The following is a 15,821-nucleotide window of genomic DNA, read 5'->3' as shown; positions in this document are numbered from 1 at the left end:
TGACATCGGCGACCATCCCCGTCCTGCCAAGGAGACATCCATGTTCACTACCCTGCTGGTCGCCCTGGATGGTGGCCCCCAGCACGCACGCGTACTGGACCTGGCCGCCGCCATCGCCGGCCCCCACAGCCGCCTGCACCTGCTGTGCGTGCTCGACCCCGAATTCGCGCTGGCGGCCGATGCCAGCGAAGCCGATCGCACCGAGTATCCGGAAGCCGCCCGCCAGCGCTCCCGCGCCGAGGCAGTATTGGCCGAAGCCCTGGCCGAACTGCGCGAGCGCGGCGTCGATGCCATCGCGCAGATCCCCTCCGGCGATCCCGGCGAAGTGATCAGCGAGCAGGCCCGGCGCCTGAAGTGCGACCTGATCGTGATCGGCCATCGCCACCTGTCCCGGCTGGAACGCCTGTTCGAACCCTCGATCGGGCAATGGACCATCGACCACGCGCCCTGTCCAGTGCTGGTGGAAACCCGCGACCCACAGCCCTAGCCACCATGGCCTCCCGTTCCCCGTTGTTTCCCACCCGGGTCAACTACCGCGCCTTCGGTCGACAGTTCGGCCGGGGCGAACAGGCGCTGCTGGGCGCGATACGGCAGTTGCGCGACCCCGATCTGCAGGCCGATGGCCTTGCCCAGCTGAGCGGACTCGGGCTTGGCCAGGAGGGCTGCGACGCCTTCATCGGCCTGCTGCCGCTGCTGGCCACCCCCGCCGCTCCGATCGATCTGCTGCCGGCCGGCTCTCCCTTCATTGCCGCCAGTGAACTGGACCTGCTGGTCTGCCTGCTGCGCATCGCGCAATGGCGGCATGCACGGCCCCGCGAGGACGACTCGCTGGCACCGTTGCGCCAGCAGCTGGCGCGCTGTGCAATGGCCGTGCAGGCGGCAAACCTGCCGTTGCGGCAGCGCTCGTTGTCACCGGTCGGGCTGAGGCTGCTCGATCCGACCGGCTGGTTGCGGCAGCGATAAGCCGTCGCGCCCCCCGTGTGATCGCATGCAGAGAGCTGCTCAGCAGTCCATCGTTCCGTGCGTGCTGCCCTCGTCATCCAGCACGTGCGCATGCAGGATCACCTGGTTGCGGCCAGCCCGCTTGGCGGCATACAGGCCGGCATCGGCGTCTGCCAGCAACTGATCGGCACTGGCCAGAGCCGGCGGATGCAGGTAACCCACGCCGATGCTGATACTGACCGATCCTTCCGGCAACGGCAGCGCTTCCACCGCCTGGCGCAGGCGCTCGGCCAGCGCCAGAACGCCCGACAGCGCGCTTCCGGGCACGATCACCGCAAATTCCTCGCCGCCATAACGTGCGACGCTGTCACCGGCGCGACCGGCGCTCGCCTTCAGTACCGCTGCCACGGCCTGCAGGCAGCGGTCGCCGGCGGGATGGCCGTGGCGGTCGTTGAAGGCCTTGAAATGATCGATATCCAACAGCAGCAGGCCCAGCTCGGTGCCACTGCGCCGTGCGCGATTCCACTCGGCCAGCAGCAGCGCGTCGAACTCGCGCCGGTTGGCCACGCCTGTCAGGCCATCCTGGCGCGCCAGCTGGTCCAGCGAGGCCTGCCGTTCCATCAGGTCCACCTGCAGCAGGATGCTGCGCAGGCCGAACCCCAGCGTCGCCACCACGAAACCGCTCACGGCCAGGGGCCGGGCATGGTCGACCACCAGGGTGCCCACCACCAGCAGCAGCAGCGGCAGGATCATCGGGCCCGCCGCCTGCACCGTGCGCGCCATCCGCGGATGCGGCGTCAGGACCCGCGCCGGTGCCTGGCTGAGTGCGAGCAGCGCCAGCAGCAGGAACGGCAGATCGATCAGCAGATCGGCATAGGCACCGAACGCATCACCGGAGGTGTAGTGGTTGATGTAATACGCCACCAACAGGTAGGTCGCCGCATACATCGCCAGCGCGCGGAAAAAGGTACGCCGCTCGGGAACGTCGCCGGCCAGCCAGCGCACCACCGCGAACACGGCGATGCACAGGTTCTGGATATCGAACATGCGTTGCATGTTGGACAACGCGTGGTCGTCGATGTCAACGCGGGCGGCGAACGACTGCGCGTGCACGAAGAACAGCACGCCCAGCAGCGCCGCCATGGCCGCATCGATCAGGCTGATGCTGACCCGTTCCCGGCGCGCCCTGGCCAGGATGAACACCAGGGGCACACCGTAGAGCACGTAAAGGAACAGGCTTGCGCGCGGGGTGAAATCGGCACGCCCGGCGCCCAGGGCGTCGATCATGTTGAACGCCATGCCGCCGGCCCACAGCAGCAGCGCCAATGCCGTGGCGCGCCACCCCAGTGCCGCGCGGTCGCGGCGGGCCCGCCACAGGCAGGCGGCCGCCGCCAGCAACGGGGCACCGGTCAGGAAAACGAAGGAGCCTACCCCGGCCGGACCAGGCCACAAGGCCAGCACCAGGCCATGGCACAGCACATACAGCAGCGCCAGCACTACCGGCATGCATCCCCCGATCCGCAAGGCCGTCTACGCGCACGATAGCGCGGGGCGGCGCCACGAGGGTGTGATCCATCGCTGAAAAAGGGGACGGAGGGGATTAAGTCGTTTGCGGCACAGCGGCAAATGCGACTTAATCCCCTCCGTCCCCTTTTTCCCGGGGGCTCAGCCGTGCAGGGCGCGGGCGTGGTGGGCGACGTGCTCGCCGATGAAGCTGCCAATGAAGTAGTAGCTGTGGTCGTAGCCGGGCTGCAGGCGCAGGGTCAGCGGATGGCCGGCAGCGGCGCAGGCCTCCTGCAGGCGCTGCGGCTGCAGCTGGGTCTGCAGGAACTCGTCCGCCTCGCCCTGGTCGACCAGCAACGGCAGGCGCTCGCTGGCCGCGGCAATCAATGCGCAGGCGTCCCATTGCGCCCAGTCGGCCGGGTTGTCGCCAAGGTAGGCGTGGAAGGCCTTCTGCCCCCACGGAACATGGCTGGGCGCGACGATCGGCGAGAACGCCGACACGCTGCGGTAGCGCCCCGGATTGCGCAGCGCGATCACCAGCGCACCGTGGCCGCCCATCGAGTGCCCGCTGATGGCGCGTGCGCCGGTCGCCGGGAACTCCGCTTCGATCAGCGCCGGCAACTCCTGCACTGCATAGTCATGCATGCGGAAGTGCTTCGCCCAGGGCGCACGGGTGGCGTTGAGGTAGAACCCTGCGCCCTTGCCCAGGTCGTAGCCTTCGGCATCGGCCACGTCATCACCGCGCGGGCTGGTATCAGGCGCGACAATGATCACGCCGTGTTCGGCCGCATAGCGCTGCGCGCCCGCCTTGGTGATGAAATTCTGCTCGGTGCAGGTCAGTCCGCTCAGCCAGTACAGCACCGGCAGCGTCTGCGTTTCCGCCTGCGGCGGCAGGTACACGGCGAACTGCATGTCGCAGCCCAGCGTGGTCGAATGATGGCGGTAGACATCCTGCCAACCGCCGAAACAGGCGCGGTGTTCAATGCGTTCCATGGTGCTCTCCTGCGCGGCGCGTCAGCGCACGCGTGCTTCTGGTAGATGCCGACCTTGGTCGGCTTATCCACGCCCGGCGTGGACGCCTTGGTTGATCAGTTCATCCAGCTGTGCCAGCAGGCGCAGCAACGATTCGACGCCAGGCTGGCCGTCCAGGTTGCGATACGCCGCGACCGCCACGTCGCTGCGCGGTGGCCACAGGCCGTCGGCGCGGGCTTCGTGCAGGCGCGGCAGGAATACCTGTGCCAGCCAGTGCTCGAACGGCATTTCATCAATGCCGAAGGGCGAGTCCACCACGCGCGGTGGACCCACGCCGCCCTCGACCCAGCCCAGCGCGCGCAGCGCCTGCTCGATCGGGTCGACCAGGGCCGCGCGTGGATCCTCCGCACGCGGCCTGCGCAGGGCGTCGAACCAGCCCACGCCGCGGCTCAGTAGTGGACCACCGAACGGATCGACTTGCCTTCATGCATCAGGTCGAAGGCGTCGTTGATCTTGTCCAGGTCCATGGTGTGGGTGACGAACGGGGCCAGTTCGATATCGCCCTTCATCGCATCCTCGACCATGCCCGGCAGCTGGCTGCGGCCCTTCACGCCACCGAAGGCGGTGCCCATCCACTTGCGGCCGGTCACCAGCTGGAACGGACGGGTGGAGATCTCCTGGCCCGAACCGGCCACGCCGATCACCACGCTCTGGCCCCAGCCACGGTGCGCGCATTCCAGCGCCGCGCGCATCACGTTGACGTTGCCGATGCACTCGAAGCTGTGGTCCACGCCCCAGGTCGTCATCTCGACGATGACCTGCTGGATCGGCTTATCGAAATCCTTCGGGTTGATGCAGTCGGTGGCGCCGAATTCGCGCGCCAGTTCGAACTTGGACGGATTGGTGTCCACCGCGATGATGCGACCGGCCTTGGCCTGGCGCGCGCCCTGGATCACCGCCAGGCCGATGCCGCCGAGGCCGAACACCGCCACGCTGTCGCCTTCCTGCACCTTGGCGGTGTTGTGCACCGCGCCGATGCCGGTGGTGACGCCGCAGCCGAGCAGGCAGACGTGTTCCGGGTTTGCTTCCGGATTGATCTTCGCCAGCGACACTTCGGCCACCACGGTGTACTCGCTGAAGGTCGAGCAACCCATGTAGTGGTACAGCGGCTCACCGTTGTAGCTGAAGCGGCTGGTGCCATCGGGCATCACGCCCTTGCCCTGGGTCGCGCGCACGGCCACGCACAGGTTGGTCTTGCCGCTCTTGCAGAACAGGCACTCGCCGCACTCGGCGGTGTACAGCGGAATCACGTGGTCGCCCGGCTTGACGCTGGTCACGCCCTCGCCCACTTCAACCACGATGCCGGCGCCTTCATGGCCCAGCACCACCGGGAACAGGCCTTCCGGATCATCGCCGGACAGCGTGAACGCATCGGTGTGGCAGACACCGGTGTGGGTGATCTTCACCAGCACTTCGCCCTTCTTCGGCGGGGCGACGTCGATCTCGACGATCTGCAGCGGCTGGCCGGGACCAAAGGCGACGGCGGCACGGGACTTCATGATGGACTCTCCAGAGACAGGCAATGACAGGATGGGCGGCGCCATGTTGCGCCGTCGTTTACTTCAGGTACGAGCGGATCAACGCGCTCATGTCGCGCACGCGTTCGGCGCGTTGTTCGTCGGAGGCGGCGGGTTGCCCGAACTCCTCGCGCAGATGGGCCTCCATCACCTCGGACATCAGGCCGTTGACCGCGCCACGGATGGCGGCGATCTGCTGCAGCACCGGCCCGCAGTCGGCGCCAGCTTCCAGCGCGCGGTCCAGCGCATCGCACTGGCCACGGATGCGGCGCACGCGGGCCAGGACCTTCTTCTTCTCTTCGGGGGAGTGCGGCATGACCAGGCCACCTCGAAACTATACTGGGGGATAGTATACACGGGCAACCATCCCGCTCAATCGTGCCGGTTCAATCGAACAAGCCCTCACCCGCCAGCCGCGCCAGCTCATCCACCACATAGCGCACCTTCGGCCGCAGGTGCCGGGTCGGCGGCCACAGCGCATGGATGTCGATATGCCGTTGCATGTGCGCATCCAGCACCGAGTGCAGCGCGCCGGATTCCAGATGTCGGCGTACCAGTGAAATGGGCATCTGGCAGATGCCCAGTCCTGCGATGGCCGCATCGATTACTGCGTCACCATCGTTGAGCTGGTAGGCCGCGTTCGGGATGAACGTTCCCTCGGCGTCATCACTGCCAATCCGCCACGCCACCGGTTGCCCATGGCGGAAGCCGACGATGCTGCGATGCTGCGCCAGTTCCTCCACGGTCGCTGGCACGCCATGCGCCTGCAGGTACTCCGGCGATGCGCAGGTGACCAGGCGCTGGCGACCCAGCCGGCGCGCGACCAGGTGCTCGGCCTGGTGCAACCCGCCGAAGCGGATCAGCAGGTCGATGCCCTCTTCGACCGGATCGACGAAGTGATCGGTGAAGGTCATCGTCAGTTGCAGGTCCGGGTACTGTCGGCACAGGCGCAGCAGCACGGGCAGCACCACCAGCCGCCCGAACGAGGACGGCATGTCGATGCGCAGCCGTCCGCTGGGCAGGCCGGCCGACCCCAGGCAGGCTTCGGCGGCGGAGATTTCTTCCAGCGCCGCCGCACACGATGCGTAGTACGCCTCGCCATCGGTGGTCAGCGCGATGCGCCGCGTGGTGCGGTGGAACAGGCGCACGCCCAGCCGCGCTTCCAGCCGGGCGATGGCCTTGCCCACTGCCGAGCGCGAGATGCCCAGCGCGTCGGCAGCCTCGGTGAAGCTGCCTGAGCGGGCCGTGGTAACGAAGGTCACCAGGCCATTCAACGATTCCAGCGGCAGCATCTATCACGCTCCATTGGGGACAAATAGTCCCGCGCCCAGGGAGATCGAAGCGCTTTATGCGTCCGCATGTCAACTCCATCCTGTGTGCATCGCGCCGCTGGCGCCTTCCCCCACACCGAGATGACCGACATGATCGCCGCCCTGTTCCGCCCCTTCGATCTGGCAGGCACCGCCCTGCGCAACCGCATCGCGATGGCCCCGATGACCCGCGCCCGCAACCCCGGTGCGGTCGCCAACGAACTCACCGCGCAGTACTACCGGCAGCGCGCCAGCGCCGGCCTGATCATCAGTGAAGGCACCCCGGTCTCGCCGCAGGGCCAGGGCTACATCGACGTCCCGGGTATCTGGTCGGCCGAGCAGGTGGCCGGGTGGAAGCTCGTCACCGAGGCGGTGCATGCCGCACAGGGCACGATCTTCGCCCAGCTCTGGCACGTCGGCCGCATGTCGCATTCCTCGCTGCAGCCCGACGGTGGGCAACCGGTCAGCGCCGGTACCCGCCCTGTGGCCAGCGCACCGAAGAACACCTCGTTCGTGTACCTGGACGATGGCAGCCGCGGCCACGCCGATCCCACCCCGGCACGTGCACTGGAGACCGCAGAGATCCCCGGCATCGTCGACGACTTCGTGCGCGGCGCAGAGAACGCCATCGCCGCCGGATTCGACGGCATCGAACTGCATGCCGCCAACGGCTACCTGTTCGAACAGTTCCTCAACCCGGTCATCAACCAGCGCGAAGATCACTACGGCGGCTCGCTGCCCAACCGCGCGCGCTTGATCCTGGACACCGTCGATGCGATGGCCCAGCGCATCGGTGCGCAGCGCATCGGCGTGCGCCTGGCACCGAACAATCTCACCTTCGACATGCCGTTCTACCCCGACAACGAGGCCACCTATCTGTACCTGGCCAAGGAACTGGGCAAGCGCGGCCTGGCCTATGTGCATCTCAACGACAACCAGCAGGCGGGCCAGTCGGTGCTGGGCGAGGCCTTCCTGCAGCAGTTCAAGCAGGCCTACGGTGGCACCGTGATCCTGGCCGGCGGCATGACCCGCGAACGCGCCCTGCAGCTGGTCGAGGCCGGCACCATCGACCTTGCCGCGTTCGGCCAGCCGTTCATCGCCAACCCGGATCTGGTCGAGCGCCTGCAACGCAACGTCGCGCTGGCCACGCCCGACCGCAGCACCTATTACGGGGGCGGCGAGGCGGGCTATCTCGATTACCCGGCCGCAGGCTGATCCCGCACGGGGTCGGATCCCTTTCCAACGGAAAGGGCTCTGCCCCCTGTTCGGCGAACAAGGAGTCAGAGCCACGCTGCGCGCGGATCCGACCCCGGCCTTCAGGCGTCCTCGCGCACGTAGGCGAACGACTCGTCCAAGCGCTCGAAGCCGATCACTTCAGCGACGATGGCCTGTGCCTCGTCTTCGCTGAAGTTTCCTCCTTCAATATCGTCAACGCGGGCGAACAGCCGCTGCAATGCCGCGTACTGGTCGCCGCGCAGGAAGGAATGGTGAGTCTGCAGCCAGCGCTGCAGATTCCCGGCCAGCTCGCCGTGCGACAGCAGCGTGTACGGCCGCTGGTAGTCGGCAACCGCTTCGACCATCTTGCGGAACACGAAATCCTGGTAGCTGGCGGCCAGCACATCGGCACGGTCGTCGTCATGCCACACCATCACCACCGGCGGTTCGCTGAAACCGGGCGCGTTGCTCCAGAAACAGTAGCTGTCACCCGCGCCGGTCCGCGCAAAGGGCAGCAACTGCAGGTCAGTGCGCAGGGGATTGTAATGATCCTCCGCGGTCAGCTCCTGCCACGCCTCGAGCAGTTCATCGTGTTCCAACGGCTCATAGTCCTGGGCGTACAGCAGCACCGGCGGTTCTGCCTGCAGCGCCGGGAATACCACCTCGGACCATTCCGGATGGGGAGCACCCCAGCTCAACCGACCCGCTGCATGCAACTGCTTGAACAGGGGCGGGAAGGTCTGGCCGGTGGCCTGTTCGATGCCGGATAGCGCGCTCATGGATGTCCTTGTCGATCGAAACCGCCCAGCTTGCCCGAATCCGCGCAGGAGATGAATCGGCAGCACCACGCGGCAGGACTAGACTGCGACCACCGGATGCCGCCCATCGCTGCCATGAACGCCACTGCCCACAGCTTCATCGTCAACCTCGACGTGCCCGACCTGGCCGCCGCCGAAGACTTCTACATCCGGGCCTTCGGCCTGCGCATCGGCCGCCGTCTCGGCCCGGGCGCCGTGGAGCTGCTCGGTGGGCCAACGCCGCTCTACCTGCTGCACAACGACGCCGGCAGCGCCGCCACGGAAGACGGCGACGTGCGCGACTACGAGCGTCATTGGACGCCGCTGCACCTGGACTGGGTGGTGGATGACATTGAAGCCGCGCTGGCACGTGCAGTTGCGGCCGGGGCGACACTCGAGCAGTCCGTGCGCGAGCGTCGCTGGGGACGCATCGCCGTACTGGCCGATCCGTTCGGGCATGGCTTCTGCCTGATCCAGTTCAGTGGCGAAGGCTACGATGCGCTGGTTGAATGACCGGCGCGCCGTTCACCACGGCAACGGCACTGCTTCGCCGTTGGCGCGCTCGCCGTAGTACAGCGAAGGCAGCAGCCGCGACAGGAAACTGAACTCCGTATAGCAGTGCCTGAGCAGGCCCAGGCCGAGCACGAAGCGGCTGCGCAGCACGCAGCCAAACGGCGTATCGCGCGCCACATGCAGCATCTGCCCATCGCAGGGATCGCCCTGTACATCCAGACGCACGTGATCACCGAAGCCGATGCGCGCGGCGATCACCGCCGATACATGGCCTGCATCCTGTGCCGCCTGCAGGCGTTCGGGCACCAGCAAGGTGCGCGGGTCATGGAACTTCAGGCGCGCCGCCACCGGCGGAATGTCAGCGAGCGATTCCACCGCATGGATGCTGGCGCCGTGGTAGCTGCGCCCGCGCTGCCAGGCCGCGTCCCAGCCGCGATGCTCGACATGATCGACCGGATGCCACCAGCGGATGTGCTGGGTGGTCTCGAAGAAGGTGAACCACCAGTCCAGCATGCGGCCCTTGCAGCCGTGCAGATCGGTGCGCACCGCCACCAGCAGCGTGCCGTCTTCGCGGCGCTGGATGCCGGTTTCCAGATGCATCGGCGCCGGGTCCAGCAGATCGTGGTGGTCCAGCCAGGGGCGAGCGTTCACAGCGGTATCCATGGGGGTCTCCTACGGGTTGGGAGACCCCAAAATACGGAAACGATTTCCGTTTCGCAATTAACCGGATGCGGTAAGATGGGCGCAATGAACAGCACCACCCTGCCCGCGCCCACATCACCGACCCGCCGCCGTGGCCGCCCTGCGCGACCGGAAGCCGAAGTCCGCCACGCGGTGCTGCAGGCCACGCTGGAGCTGCTGCTGGCACAGGGTTACGAGGCCACCACCATTGAAGCGGTGGCGGCGCACGCCGGGGTGGCGAAGAAGACCGTGTACCGCCATGCCAGCAACCGCGAGGAGCTGGTCGGGTTGGCGGTGCGTGAGTGGACCGACGGCTTCGCGCCACAGCTGCAGCGTGATGCGCGCAATGCCCAAGAGGTCGTGCCGTTGCTGCAGGACATCCTGCACGCGGTGTGCACGCAGGCGCTATCGGCGCAGGCGGTGCAGGTGTTCCGCCTGCTGGCCACCGATTTCCCCGGCAAGGACGCGCTGCTGCAGGCCTACCTCGACAACGGCATCGAACGCGGCCGTGCGCTGCTGGCCGACTGGCTGGCACGTCAGCAGCAGCGTGGACTGCTGCGCGAGGGAGATTCCGCATGCATGGCGCGGCTGATCCTGGCGATGGCCGTGGCCGAGCCGCTGCGCGAACGCGTGATCGGCGTGGTGGCCGAGGATGCGCCGGTGGAGATGCATCTGCGTGAGTGCGTGGCGTTGTTGGCGCCGGTGTTGCAAGGGCCGTAGCGTGGTGCCATCCACGCATGGCGTGGATCTACCGGCCGATGTCGATTCGTTGATCGGCAACGCCCTGCCCCGGCAGGTGCCGACCGTTGGTTGGCAATGGCCTGCCCCGGTGGGTGCCGACCGTTGGTCGGCACCACGTCATCCATCGCAACTCACTCGCGCAACATATCCACGAACGCACGCAACGCGCCCGGCATCTGCCGCTGCTTCGGGTAGTACAGCGCGAAGCCGGCAAACGGCTCGCTCCAGTCTTCCAGCACCGCCACCATCTGCCCCGATTCGATGTACGGCCTTGCCGTGTCTTCCAGCACGTACGCCAGGCCGATGCCATCCAGAACGGCGCGCACGATCGTGCCCTGCTCGCACAGGGTCAACCGCCCGGGCACGTCGATCTCCAGCGCCTGCCCATCGCGCTCGAACTGCCACTTGTACAGGTGCCCACTGGCGAAGCGGAAGCGGATGCATTCGTGCGCGGCCAGGTCGCGCGGATGCTGCGGTGCCGGCCGACGCCGCAGGTAGTCCGGCGAGCCGACGATCAGCCCGCGCAGTGGCGGCCCCATCGGCACCGCCACCATGTCCTCCGGCACGAACTCATGCAGGCGCACGCCGGCGTCGTAGCCCTCGGCGACGATGTCGACCAGGCCGTCATTTTCGGTCAGCTCCACCCGCACGTCGGGATGGGCGTGCAGGAAGCGCGCCAGCCTCGGCCCCAGCTGGGTCGGTACCGCCGCGCGGGTGGCGTTGATGCGCAGCAGGCCGGCCGGGGCTGCGCGGAAGTGGTTCATTTCTTCCAGTGCGTCGTGCACCTGCCCCAACGCCGGCTGCAGGCGTTCCAGCAGGCGCTGCCCGGCCTCGGTCAGGGCCACGCTGCGGGTGGTGCGATGGAACAGGCCCACCCCCAACCGTTCCTCCAGCGCGCGGATCGCGTAGCTCACCGCCGAGGTCGACAGCGCCAGCTCGGCGCCGGCACGGCGGAAGCTGCGGTGGCGGGCGACCGCGGCGAACGCGGCCAGGTGGGAGAGGTTGTCAGTGGCCACGATTGTGCAGTTTCACTTGATGAATCATGCCGATATCCGCGCTTCTTGCTGCTGGTTGCGGGGCGTATTGTAAAACGCCTTTCGATAAACCCTGCCAAGGATTCCCCATGTCCCTCGCCCGTGGTTACGCCGCCCATTCCCATACCGACCCGCTGGTCCCGTACGAGTTCGAACGCCGCGCGGTCGGCCCGGACGACGTGCGCATCGAGATCCTCTACAGCGGCATCTGCCATTCCGACCTGCACCAGGCCCGCGATGACTGGGGTGGCTCGATCTACCCGATGGTGCCGGGCCACGAGATCATCGGCCGGGTGACCGAAGTCGGCAGCAACGTCACCCGCTTCAAGGTTGGCGACCACGCCGGCGTCGGCTGCATGGTCGACTCGTGCCGCCACTGCGACGCCTGTGAGCACGATCTGGAGCAATATTGCGCCGAAGGCGCGACCTGGACCTACAACGGCCGTGAACGCGAAACCGGCGCGCCGACCTACGGCGGCTATTCCGACCACGTGGTGGTCGAGCAGCGCTTCGTGGTGAAGGTGTCCGACACCCTCGACCTGAAGGCGGCCGCCCCGCTGTTGTGCGCCGGCATCACCACCTGGTCGCCGCTGCGCCACTGGAAGGTCGGCCCGGGGCAGAAGGTGGGCGTGATCGGTCTCGGTGGCCTCGGCCACATGGGCGTGAAGTTCGCCAAGGCACTGGGCGCGCACGTCGTGATGATCACCACCACGCCGGAAAAGGGTGCCGATGCCAAGCGCCTGGGCGCCGATGAGGTACTGGTCTCGCGCGATGCCGCGCAGATGAAGGCGCACGCCGGCAGCTTCGACTTCCTGCTCAACACCATCCCGGTCGGCCATGACACCAACCCGTACATGGGCCTGCTCAAGCGCGAGGCCACCATGTGCCTGGTCGGCGTGCTGACCGAACTGGATCCGCCGCTGACCGGCGGCAGCGTGATCTTCGGCCGCAAACACCTGACCGGCTCGGCAATCGGCGGCATGGCCGAAACCCAGGAAATGATGGACTTCTGTGCCGAGCACGGCATCGTCAGCGACGTCGAGATCATCGACATCAAGAACGTCAACGAAGCCTGGGAACGCATGGCGAAGAACGATGTGCGCTACCGCTTCGTGATCGACATGGCGACGATGCAGAACGCCGCCTGATCCAGGGCAGATGCGAAAAAGAAAAACCCCGGCAATGCCGGGGTTTTTCTTTTGGTAGTGCCGGCCGCTGGCCGGCAACCCCATACATCTGCCAGCCAGCGGCCGACACTACCGCAATCCACTCAGTACGCGAACTCGCGGAACACCGGATCGACGTCGCCGTGCCAGCGGCCATGGAACAGCGCCAGCTTGCGCTCGGCCGGGGTCAGGCCGGATTCGACGATCTCCTGCAGCACGTCCAGGAACTTGCTCTCGTCCTGGTCGTCGGCATTGCGCGCCGCACGGCGCCTGAGGCCTTCGACGGAAATCTTCACCGCTTCGCGGGCCAGGTCGCGCACCGTGCCATTGCGGAACGGCAGGTTCATCGCATGCTTCGGCACGCCGTCGCGCAGTGCATGGCGCTCGACCAGGGTGAAATCGCGTACCAGGTCCCAGGCGGCATCCAGTGCGGTGTCGTCATACAACAGGCCCACCCAGAATGCCGGCAGCGCACACAGGCGGCTCCACGGGCCACCATCGGCACCGCGCATTTCCAGATACTTCTTCAGGCGCACCTCCGGGAACGCGGTGGTCATGTGGTCCGACCAGTCGCGCAGCGTCGGCAGCGCACCCGGCAGCACCGGCAGCCTGGCCTGCATGAAATCGCGGAAGCTCTGCCCGCTGGCGTCGTGGTAGATGCCATCGCGGTAGGAGAAATACATCGGCACGTCGAGCAGGTAGTCGACATAGCGCTCGTAACCAAAACCATCCTCAAACACGAAGTCGAGCATGCCGGTGCGGTCGGCGTCGGTGTCGGTCCAGATGTGCGAGCGGTAGCTCAGGTAGCCGTTGGGCTTGCCTTCGGTGAACGGCGAATCGGCGAACAGCGCGGTGGCGATCGGCTGCAGCGCCAGCGACACGCGGAACTTCTTCACCATGTCCGCTTCGGTGGCGTAGTCCAGGTTCACCTGCACCGTGCAGGTGCGGGTCATCATGTCCAGGCCCAGCGAACCGACCTTGGGCATGTACGAGCGCATGATCTTGTAGCGCCCCTTCGGCATCCAGGGCATTTCATCGCGCTTCCACTTCGGCTGGAAGCCCATGCCGAGGAAACCCAGCTGCAGTTCGCCGGCCACCTGTGCCACTTCGTTGAGGTGGGTGCCGGTCTCCACGCAGGTCTGGTGGATGGTCTCCAGCGCCGCGCCGGACAGTTCCAGCTGACCGGCCGGTTCCAGCGTCACCGAGGCACCGTCGCGCAGCAGCGCGATCGTGTTGCCGTTTTCCTGCACCGGCTCCCAGCCGAAGCGGACCAACCCGTTGAGCAACGCTTCGATGCCGCGCTCGCCCTCGAAGGTCGGCGGGCGCAGGTCGTCCAGGCGGAACCCGAATTTCTCGTGCTCGGTACCGATGCGCCACTGCGCGCGGGGCTTTTCGCCGGAGGCGATCACCTCCACCAGCTGCGAGCGGTCGGTAATGGGGGTATCGGCGACGTGGCTGGGGCTCGACAAGGGGAAGGCTCGCTGGACGGTGGCGGGGGATGTGGGGCTCGCGGCCTTCCATCGCAAGGGCGCACTATAGCGTGGCACCCCGTTGCGTCATGCGACGGTGACGGGTTTCAGCATCCTACCGACGCCCTCTTGACCCTCGTACACTCGGCGTCATGAACCGTCATTCGCGACACCCCGAACTGCACCGCTCCGAGCGCGTCGGCTGGTTGCGTGCCGCCGTGCTGGGGGCCAACGATGGCATCGTCTCGGTGGCCGGCCTGGTGGTCGGCGTGGCGGCCAGCGGCGCCTCCGCCACCACTATCCTTGCCACCGGCGTGGCCGGCACCGTGGCCGGCGCGATGTCGATGGCCGCCGGCGAGTATGTGTCGGTGCAGACCCAGGCCGACACCGAAGCGGCCGACCTGGCAATGGAAAAGCGCGAGCTGCGCGAAGACCCGCACAGCGAACTGGAGGAGCTGGCCGCGATCTACCGCCACCGCGGCCTGGAGCCTGCATTGGCCCGGCAGGTGGCCGAACAGCTTACCGCCCACGATGCACTGGGTGCCCACGCCCGCGATGAGCTGGGCATCACTGACACCCTGCGCGCGCGCCCGCTGCAGGCGGCGCTGGCCTCGGCCGGTGCGTTCACCTGCGGTGCGGCGCTGCCGGTGCTGACCGCCCTGCTCGCGCCGACCGACAAGGTTGCGTTGATGACCACGGCCAGCACCCTGCTCGGCCTGTGCCTGACCGGCGCGGTGGCGGCCCAGGCCGGGGGCGCACCGCCTGTACGCGGCGCGGTCCGGGTGATGTTCTGGGGCGCGCTGGCGATGGCTGCGGCGGCCGGCGTCGGTCGCCTGTTCGGTGCCCAGGTGTCATGACCGGCATGCTGCCAGCGGCCACTGCGTTACTGGCCGAGATGGCCAGCCTGGCCGGCTGCGGGCGCGCCGAGGGCTATGCCTGCATCACCGCACGCCGCGAGCATGGCGCCAGCTCGGTGGAGGTTCCACAACCGCAGTTCGCGATCCTGCTGGAAGGCCGCAAGCAGGTACGTACCGCACACCAGTCGCTGACGTTCGTTCCCGGCGACATCCTGCTGCTGACCCAGCGGTGCCGCATCGACGTGGTCAACACCCCCGATCCCTGCAGCGGCCGCTACCTCAGTGCCATCGTGCCGCTCTGCACCGAAGTGCTGGCGGCGGCGCGCACGCTCTGGAACGAAGAGCTTCCCGCCCCCGGCCAGGCGATGGCGCGACTGCCGTTGATCGACCATGGCGCGGTGCTGCGCCAGTGGCGGCAATCGCTGCAGGACGGCCGTTACAGCGACGCGCGGCTGGCCCTGGCCTCGCTGGTGCTGACCCTGTGCCGACAGGGCCACGGCAACCTGCTGCTGCCGCAGGCGCCGAGCCTGGGCGAACAGATCCGCGACCGCATCGCCGCCGAACCAGCACGCGACTGGCAATCACGCGATGTGGAAGAACAGTTCGCGCTGAGCGGCGCGACCCTGCGCCGTCGCCTGGCGGCCGAGGACACCAGCCTGCGCCAGCTGCTCACCGAGGCCCGGCTGGCGCATGGCATGCAGCTGCTCTACACCACCGACCTGCCGTTGAAGACCGTGGCCGCACGCGCGGGCTACCGGTCTGCGGCCAGTTTCAGCAAGCGCTTCGCCGAGCAGTACGGGCTGGCTCCGACAGACATTTGAGGGGGTTCGGCAGGGCTGCGCCCTGCAGCCGCTACGAGCCAGGGCAACGGCCGAAGCGACAGCAACAGCAACAGCGGCTATCCGTGGGAGGGCGGGGCGATGTGGGTGGGCAGGACACGCCGTAAACCCCCCTCCGGGGTCCGGCCCAGCCGCTGGCGGCTGGGCGTTCGGGCGCTTGCGAAGCAGTGCTTCGCAAGCAAAGCGCCCTCACCCATGGGGGCTC

Annotated in this window: 18 protein-coding genes; 8 read left to right on the top strand and 10 right to left on the bottom strand. The window is 67.5% G+C overall.

All coding sequences use genetic code 11. The features are described 5' to 3' along the window. Positions 1-40 precede the first annotated feature (40 nt). Together VG561_RS16445 and VG561_RS16440 are read left to right on the top strand one after the other, a co-directional pair. Positions 41-487 carry a universal stress protein gene (locus VG561_RS16445; RefSeq protein ID WP_049408788.1) on the top strand — a complete coding sequence of 149 codons (447 nt, stop codon included), beginning with the start codon at positions 41-43 and terminating at the stop codon, positions 485-487. 5 nt (positions 488-492) lie between these two features. Further along, positions 493-963: a hypothetical protein gene (locus VG561_RS16440; RefSeq protein ID WP_126411355.1), complete on the top strand. Its 471-nt coding sequence runs from the start codon at positions 493-495 to the stop codon at positions 961-963. A gap of 39 nt (positions 964-1,002) precedes the next feature. Here VG561_RS16440 and VG561_RS16435 read toward each other — a convergent pair whose 3' ends face one another. The 6 genes from VG561_RS16435 to VG561_RS16410 all read right to left on the bottom strand — a co-directional run bounded on the left by VG561_RS16435 (position 1,003) and on the right by VG561_RS16410 (position 6,286). Beyond that, a complete protein-coding gene (locus VG561_RS16435; RefSeq protein ID WP_049408786.1) occupies positions 1,003-2,448 on the bottom strand; it encodes a GGDEF domain-containing protein in 1,446 nt (481 codons plus the stop codon). A 159-nt stretch (positions 2,449-2,607) separates the two neighbouring features. Further along, positions 2,608-3,438 carry an S-formylglutathione hydrolase gene (fghA, locus tag VG561_RS16430; RefSeq protein WP_262093053.1) on the bottom strand — a complete coding sequence of 277 codons (831 nt, stop codon included), beginning with the start codon at positions 3,436-3,438 and terminating at the stop codon, positions 2,608-2,610. A gap of 63 nt (positions 3,439-3,501) precedes the next feature. Further along, a complete protein-coding gene (locus VG561_RS16425; protein ID WP_134809281.1) occupies positions 3,502-3,858 on the bottom strand; it encodes a YqcC family protein in 357 nt (118 codons plus the stop codon). 8 nt (positions 3,859-3,866) lie between these two features. Further along, the gene (locus VG561_RS16420; protein ID WP_032960685.1) at positions 3,867-4,976 is read right to left on the bottom strand and encodes an S-(hydroxymethyl)glutathione dehydrogenase/class III alcohol dehydrogenase; all 1,110 of its coding nucleotides are present in this window, start codon (positions 4,974-4,976) and stop codon (positions 3,867-3,869) included. 58 nt (positions 4,977-5,034) lie between these two features. After that, positions 5,035-5,310: a formaldehyde-responsive transcriptional repressor FrmR gene (gene frmR / locus VG561_RS16415; protein WP_005411009.1), complete on the bottom strand. Its 276-nt coding sequence runs from the start codon at positions 5,308-5,310 to the stop codon at positions 5,035-5,037. A gap of 70 nt (positions 5,311-5,380) precedes the next feature. Continuing rightward, the gene (locus tag VG561_RS16410) at positions 5,381-6,286 is read right to left on the bottom strand and encodes a LysR family transcriptional regulator (RefSeq protein ID WP_046432481.1); all 906 of its coding nucleotides are present in this window, start codon (positions 6,284-6,286) and stop codon (positions 5,381-5,383) included. A 129-nt stretch (positions 6,287-6,415) separates the two neighbouring features. On the opposite strand from VG561_RS16410, the gene VG561_RS16405 reads away from it, so the two are divergent. Continuing rightward, entirely contained in the window at positions 6,416-7,519 is a 1,104-nt protein-coding gene (locus VG561_RS16405) for an alkene reductase (protein ID WP_262093052.1), read from the top strand. Positions 7,520-7,620: 101 nt separating this feature from the next. On the opposite strand, the gene VG561_RS16400 is transcribed toward VG561_RS16405, so the two are convergent. Then, a complete protein-coding gene (locus tag VG561_RS16400) occupies positions 7,621-8,298 on the bottom strand; it encodes an SMI1/KNR4 family protein (RefSeq protein WP_423179802.1) in 678 nt (225 codons plus the stop codon). A 114-nt stretch (positions 8,299-8,412) separates the two neighbouring features. Here VG561_RS16400 and VG561_RS16395 point away from each other — a divergent pair, with 114 nt between their 5' ends. Continuing rightward, on the top strand, positions 8,413-8,829 hold the full coding sequence (locus VG561_RS16395; protein WP_262093050.1) for a VOC family protein: 417 nt from the start codon (positions 8,413-8,415) through the stop codon (positions 8,827-8,829). Positions 8,830-8,841: 12 nt separating this feature from the next. Here VG561_RS16395 and VG561_RS16390 read toward each other — a convergent pair whose 3' ends face one another. Continuing rightward, entirely contained in the window at positions 8,842-9,492 is a 651-nt protein-coding gene (locus tag VG561_RS16390) for a DAPG hydrolase family protein (RefSeq protein ID WP_041863812.1), read from the bottom strand. A 75-nt stretch (positions 9,493-9,567) separates the two neighbouring features. On the opposite strand from VG561_RS16390, the gene VG561_RS16385 reads away from it, so the two are divergent. Further along, positions 9,568-10,230: a TetR/AcrR family transcriptional regulator gene (locus VG561_RS16385; protein WP_049440662.1), complete on the top strand. Its 663-nt coding sequence runs from the start codon at positions 9,568-9,570 to the stop codon at positions 10,228-10,230. 152 nt (positions 10,231-10,382) lie between these two features. Here the strand turns inward: VG561_RS16385 and VG561_RS16380 are convergent, their stop codons facing one another. Next, positions 10,383-11,267 carry a LysR family transcriptional regulator gene (locus VG561_RS16380; protein WP_014648394.1) on the bottom strand — a complete coding sequence of 295 codons (885 nt, stop codon included), beginning with the start codon at positions 11,265-11,267 and terminating at the stop codon, positions 10,383-10,385. A gap of 107 nt (positions 11,268-11,374) precedes the next feature. Here VG561_RS16380 and VG561_RS16375 point away from each other — a divergent pair, with 107 nt between their 5' ends. Beyond that, on the top strand, positions 11,375-12,433 hold the full coding sequence (locus tag VG561_RS16375; protein ID WP_014648395.1) for an NAD(P)-dependent alcohol dehydrogenase: 1,059 nt from the start codon (positions 11,375-11,377) through the stop codon (positions 12,431-12,433). 122 nt (positions 12,434-12,555) lie between these two features. On the opposite strand, the gene VG561_RS16370 is transcribed toward VG561_RS16375, so the two are convergent. Further along, a complete protein-coding gene (locus VG561_RS16370; RefSeq protein ID WP_262093048.1) occupies positions 12,556-13,920 on the bottom strand; it encodes a glutamate--cysteine ligase in 1,365 nt (454 codons plus the stop codon). A 152-nt stretch (positions 13,921-14,072) separates the two neighbouring features. On the opposite strand from VG561_RS16370, the gene VG561_RS16365 reads away from it, so the two are divergent. Together VG561_RS16365 and VG561_RS16360 are read left to right on the top strand one after the other, a co-directional pair. Beyond that, a complete protein-coding gene (locus tag VG561_RS16365; protein WP_014648397.1) occupies positions 14,073-14,777 on the top strand; it encodes a VIT1/CCC1 transporter family protein in 705 nt (234 codons plus the stop codon). Further along, complete coding sequence (locus VG561_RS16360; RefSeq protein ID WP_069117884.1) at positions 14,774-15,598, top strand: helix-turn-helix transcriptional regulator; 825 nt, start codon at positions 14,774-14,776, stop codon at positions 15,596-15,598. Before VG561_RS16365 ends, VG561_RS16360 begins: the two co-directional genes overlap by 4 nt. The last annotated feature ends 223 nt before the right edge of the window (positions 15,599-15,821 follow it).

This window comes from Stenotrophomonas sp. CASM110 (assembly GCF_049384345.1).
GTDB classification, from domain to species: Bacteria; Pseudomonadota; Gammaproteobacteria; order Xanthomonadales; family Xanthomonadaceae; genus Stenotrophomonas; species Stenotrophomonas muris.
The sequence above is the reverse complement of the archived record's forward strand: the minus strand, read 5'-3'. Positions and strand labels throughout refer to the sequence as shown.